Source organism: Desulfobacter sp. (genome assembly GCF_050177295.1).
This window is the reverse complement of record NZ_JBFXHE010000098.1, coordinates 1-5,506: the sequence shown is the minus strand read 5'-3', so window position 1 is coordinate 5,506 and position 5,506 is coordinate 1. Positions and strand designations below refer to the sequence as shown.

The 5,506-nt window shown below is 48.7% G+C and carries 5 protein-coding genes; all 5 read left to right on the top strand.

Translation table 11 applies throughout. The features are described 5' to 3' along the window. Positions 1-74 precede the first annotated feature (74 nt). Positions 75-626, top strand: coding sequence for a hypothetical protein (locus AB7U36_RS09310; RefSeq protein ID WP_428159507.1), 552 nt, complete (start codon positions 75-77; stop codon positions 624-626). Positions 627-751: 125 nt separating this feature from the next. Continuing rightward, positions 752-1,228: a hypothetical protein gene (locus AB7U36_RS09305; protein ID WP_004071753.1), complete on the top strand. Its 477-nt coding sequence runs from the start codon at positions 752-754 to the stop codon at positions 1,226-1,228. Further along, positions 1,225-2,739 (top strand): ATP-binding protein, encoded by a 1,515-nt coding sequence (locus AB7U36_RS09300; RefSeq protein ID WP_428159506.1) that lies wholly within the window; start codon positions 1,225-1,227, stop codon positions 2,737-2,739. The genes AB7U36_RS09305 and AB7U36_RS09300 overlap by 4 nt, the downstream gene beginning before the upstream one ends. Then, positions 2,736-4,151 carry a sigma-54-dependent transcriptional regulator gene (locus AB7U36_RS09295; protein ID WP_428159505.1) on the top strand — a complete coding sequence of 472 codons (1,416 nt, stop codon included), beginning with the start codon at positions 2,736-2,738 and terminating at the stop codon, positions 4,149-4,151. The genes AB7U36_RS09300 and AB7U36_RS09295 overlap by 4 nt, the downstream gene beginning before the upstream one ends. An 86-nt stretch (positions 4,152-4,237) precedes the next feature. Beyond that, positions 4,238-5,299, top strand: coding sequence for a molybdopterin-binding protein (locus AB7U36_RS09290; RefSeq protein ID WP_428159504.1), 1,062 nt, complete (start codon positions 4,238-4,240; stop codon positions 5,297-5,299). Positions 5,300-5,506 lie beyond the last annotated feature (207 nt).

Below are 5,506 nucleotides of genomic sequence, written 5' to 3'. Positions count from 1 at the left end.
AATACTTAATTAGTACTGTCCGGCAGGCAGCCTCAGCAACCTGCCGGAAGCACAAAAAGAAAAAGGAGTAAAAAATGGTCAACGGATTCAATCAGTTCTACTACGCCATTGACAGTTATATTATTTTTTTCTACCGGGTGACGGGCATTGGCATGGTTGATTATCTGGTCGGAACGTTCTGTCTTTCCCTCATTGCCGTCCTTTTGGGAGAATTGACCATTTCACTTGCCATAAAGGTCAACACCCCTTATCTTACCGGCCTGTCCAACCGTATGAAAGAAAAGGAAGCCCTTTCCATTAAGGCCTATGAAACAGGAAACATGGCGGGATACAAAGCGCTGAATAAAGAGGCCACAGATGCCTGGGGACGCAAATTTTTTGCCATACTGGCCCATTCGGCCGCCATTTTGTGGCCCGTGCCCTTTGCCCTGGGCTGGATGCAGACACGATTTGCCGGTATTGATTTTCCCATTGCCTTTCCGTTCTCCCTGGTTGCAGATTCCGTGGGCTATACATTTTCGTTCTTTCCCATTTATGTTCTGGCGCGAATCGTGTTTGGAAAGCTTAGGCCTTATCTGCCCTATTTTGCTTCAGTTCACAGAAAGCTGGCAGAAATGTCAGCCTGAATCCCAAAGATTGTAATTATGAGAAAGGCGTCGCGCCGGATTCCGGAACGAATTTCCCATTGAAACCCCAATAATTGGTTTCTATAATAGACGTGTATAGAAAAACCCATTGAGGAAACAAGACCGTGAAATATCTTAATTGCACCGTGCTGACGGTTTTATCATACCTTCTGCTTGCATTGCCCGAAAATTTGTATGCGCTGCAGTTTCATTCAAGTTCCGAAGGGATCATTACGCACCAGATCGGGCACATGTTCTTTCTTTTCTCAATGGTTGTGCTGATGTTCATCATCAGTGGCAAGGGCCTGACCGTATATAAAGGGTGGCGTCTGATCCAGCTTTCATCATTTTTTTTCATTCTTTGGAACGGCTGCGCCATTGCGGGCCATTTCCTGGACAACCAGATTTATGCCGTCAGTGTAGAAGGACTGGCCAATGGATATGCCAACATCCGGACCCAGAACAATTCGGACCTGCTGGGCTGGGTATATTACGGCCTGAAACTGGACCATTTGCTGTGCGTGCCGGCCATGTTCCTGATGTACAAAGGGCTTTCATGCCTGGTGGACGAACAAAAGGCCGGACAAGGACAAAACCCATGATTGTCCCCTATTTGCCGATGGTGGCCATAGATATTATAGGCTCCTTTGCCATGGTGGTGTTTTCACTTCTATGCTGCTACAAAGCCAGGATTTTAAGGGAAACCGACCAGGATAATGCCCTGTTTCTTTATCTTGTGTGGATCTCCACGGGATTTATGATCTTTGGCGTATCACGCTCCTTTGGCCATATCCTGCGCCAGTTTCTAATTTTAACTTCCCATACCGACACCTGGCAGACCATCGCCGCCTTTTCCGGCAGCGTCAATACAGTCTCTTTTATGCTGGTGAGCCTGATCACACTGTTTTTCAACCAGAGCTGGAAAATAAACGAAAAAATTCTGACCTCCCGAAAAAAACTGGAAGCCGCCCATGGTCAGCTTTTAAGTTTAAACCAGACCCTGGAGCAAAAGGTGGTGGAACGTACGGAGATGCTCACAAGTTCAGAACATAAGGCCCGCCGCATTTTTGAATACTCCCTGGACACCATTCTGGTGACTGACGCACATTTCAAAATCCAGGAGATTAACAACGCAGGCATCACCCTGACAGGATATAAAAAGGAACAGATGCTGGAACAGAACATGGGACTGATGGATTTCATCGTTTATGCCCCGGATTGGGAACATATTTCAACCCAGTTAACGACCAACGAATATGTTCTCAACGAAGAGTGCGATATTTTAAACTCCGATAACATGAAGATCCGGGTGATCATCACCGGCGGCGTGGATTACGGGGCCTTCGGCTGTGCCAAAACCTTTCATTTCATTATCAAGGATATCAACGAAAAAAAACAGATGGCGCAGCAGATCGCCCAGGCCGACAAATTAGCAGCTTTAGGCGAGTTGTCCGCAGGCGTGGCCCATGAAATCAATAATCCGTTGGGTATCATCCTTGGCTACACCCAGCTTATGCTTAAAGAGAAGTCTGAATTTCATGAAGATTTGAAAACCATTGAAAAACATGTAAAAAACTGCAGGGAAGTTGTCAGCAACCTGCTCTCCTTTTCAAGAAAGGGTTCCGGGGAAATGGGAAATGTGGATATCCACAAAATGCTGGACGGTGTCATCAATTTCCTGAAAAAACACTCTGATTTCCGAAAAGTCCAGATCCAGCTCAATCTTTGGGAAAATGAATCTCTCTGGGTGAAGGGCAATGCCCAGGAATTGACCCAGGTGATTTTAAACCTGATGATCAACGCGTGTCACGCCGTCAATGATAATCCCAAAGGCGTTATAAAGCTTATCACCCGTAAAGAAGATTCACATGTGCTGATTCTTGTCAAGGACAACGGCACTGGGATTCAAAAGCAACACTTGTCCCGAATCTTTGATCCTTTTTTTACCACCAAACCCGTGGGCCAGGGTACAGGGCTCGGCCTGTCCGTGGGATACGGCATTATCCGCCGACACCAGGGTGAAATCATGGCTGAAAACCGGCAAGGCGAGGGGGCAAAATTTACCATCCGATTACCCCTTCTAAACACCAACAGCAATGGGAGTAAACAATGACGACCAATATTCTTGTGGTGGATGATGAAAAGGACATGACCCGTCTTCTCCAACGTACCCTTGAACCCGAACTGAACTGCCGGGTGACCATGGCTTTTTCCGGTGAAATGGCCCTGAATATACTTGGATTGGCCGACACGGCCTTTGATCTTGTCATCAGTGACATCCGAATGCCCGGAATGGATGGGTTTGATCTCCTGGAGCAATTGAAACAAAAATATCCTGATCTGACGGTGGTCATGCTCACCGCTTACGGCAACATTGAATCTGCTGTGGCTGGGATTAAAAAAGGGGCTTACGATTTCATTGCCAAGCCCTTTGAGCAGGATGAAATCATCTTTAAAATTCGAAAAGCCCTGGAACGCAGCCAACTGATATCTGAAAATCGGCGCCTCCAGAAAGCCTGCCGGAACGAATCCCTGCCCTTGATCGGGCAAAGCCCTGTCATGCAGAAGGTGTTTGAAAAAATAGCGCTGGTTGCTGACTCGGATGTCACGGTCCTGATCACCGGAGAATCCGGCACAGGCAAGGACCTGACCGCAAGATCCATTCATGCCCTGAGCCCCAGAAAAAACAAACCCTATATCCCGGTTAACTGCCCCACCATCCCCGAGCATATCCTTGAAAGTGAATTATTCGGATATAAAAAAGGGGCATTCACCAATGCCTACCGTGACAAAACAGGGCTTTTCCAGGAAGCCGACCACGGCACCATCTTCCTGGATGAAATCGGAGATGTAGGCCCCACCATCCAGACCAAGCTTTTAAGGGTAATCCAGGAAAAGGAAGTGAAACCTTTGGGCGACACCCGGGTGGCCCATGTGGATGTCAGAATCATCGCCTCCACCAACCAGGACCTGCAGCAGAAAATCAAAGACAAGGAATTCAGGGAGGATTTTTTTTACAGGCTTTCGGTGATCACCATTGAATTGCCACCGCTAAGGGATCGAATCACGGATATCCCGCTGTTATGCGATCACCTTGTGACCAAAAACTGTGAAAATTTAAATAAACCAACCAAGCATTTGTCTGAGAACGTGATGGATCTCTTCATGAAGCACCCCTGGCAGGGCAATGTCAGAGAGCTTGAAAATGTAATTATCCAGGGAATTCTTTATGCAACCTCAGATACCATCCAGCTGGCCGATATCCCCATCAATAAAAATGGGGCCAATGACTGCGCCTGCATGAACTTGGGTACAGACATGGAGCAACTGACCTATAAGGAGGCCAAGGAAAACACCCTGACCCAGTTTAACCATAACTACATCGGTGCCATACTCTCCATGACCGAAGGCAACATCACCCAGGCAGCCAGGCGCTGCGCCATGGACCGCCAGGCACTTCAGCAGATCATGAAACGGTATGCCATTGATCCTGAAAAATACCGAAGCAAGCCGTCAGGAACTTAAAAAAAATAGAAAAGGAAGCGTTAAAAATAAGATGATTCTATGCCCCAATTGTGCATTTGGATCTTATTTTGAGCAGACACTTAACCATGAAAAAACAGTCTAACCCACAACCATCACCCTTTAAAACCGTCCATGTTCAGGACGCCTGCGGCATGACCCTTGCCCATGATATGACCGAAATCATTCCCGACAAGTCCAAGGGACCGGCCTTCAAACGCGGAGACCGGGTCCAGGCCGGAGATATCTGTCGGCTCATGCGCATGGGAAAAAACAACCTCTATGTGCTGGATCTTGATGAGACCCAGGTGCATGAGGATGAGGCAGTGTTTGAACTTGCATCGGCCCTGGCCGGACCGGGGGTTGAGTTTTCCGGCACACCCAGCGAAGGCAAGCTGCAGCTGTATGCGGGATATCCCGGGCTGTTCAGGGTAAATGTGGCGGCATTGACGGAATTCAACATGCTGGATGATGTCATGTGCGCCAGTATCCATACCAATATCGCCGTAAACAAAGGCGACAGCCTGGCAGCCACCCGGGCCATTCCCCTGGTCATTGACCGGGCAAAACTCGACCAGGCGACCGCCTTGGCGAAATCCGCCTATCCCATCTTTTCAGTTTCAATGTTCAATCCGTTGAAAATCCGGCTAGCCATCATCGGCAATGAAGTTTATGACGGCCTGATCCAGGACCGGTTCCAGGCCATTGTGGAAGAAAAAACAGCCCGGCTTGGGGCACAGATACTTGAGGTGAATATCCTGCCCGATGACCGGAAGCGTATTTCCGCCCAAATCCGGGATTACATGGACAAGGAGACCGACCTGATCATCACCACCGGCGGCATGTCCGTGGACCCCGATGATGTCACCCGGGAATCTATTGAGGCAGTTGGCTTTGATGAAGTCCACTACTCAGCCGCTGTGCTGCCCGGGGCCATGTTTCTTTTGGGCTATACCCCTAAGATCACTATCATGGGGCTGCCGGCCTGCGGGTTGTATCACCGCACCACCATATTTGACCTGATGCTGCCCCGGATCATGGCCGGAGAGCGTCCTGGAAAACGGGAGCTGGCAAGCCTTTGTCACGGGGGACTGTGCCGGAACTGCCCGATCTGCCGGTTTCCCGACTGCGCTTTTGGGAAAAGCTCCTGACCTTGACCGGAACTGTTTCCCAGGCCACTTATATGAACCAATCATGACAGATACCTGCCAAAAACATATTGGCTGTGTAGATATCATCCCATACGCTATGGGTGAAGTATTTTGTCCATTAATGAGGCAAGAGTATTTTCGGCAGGCTGAACCTTGGCGGGTGAGGCAAAACAAACGGTTTGTTGTCTACGATGGCATCTGCCACAC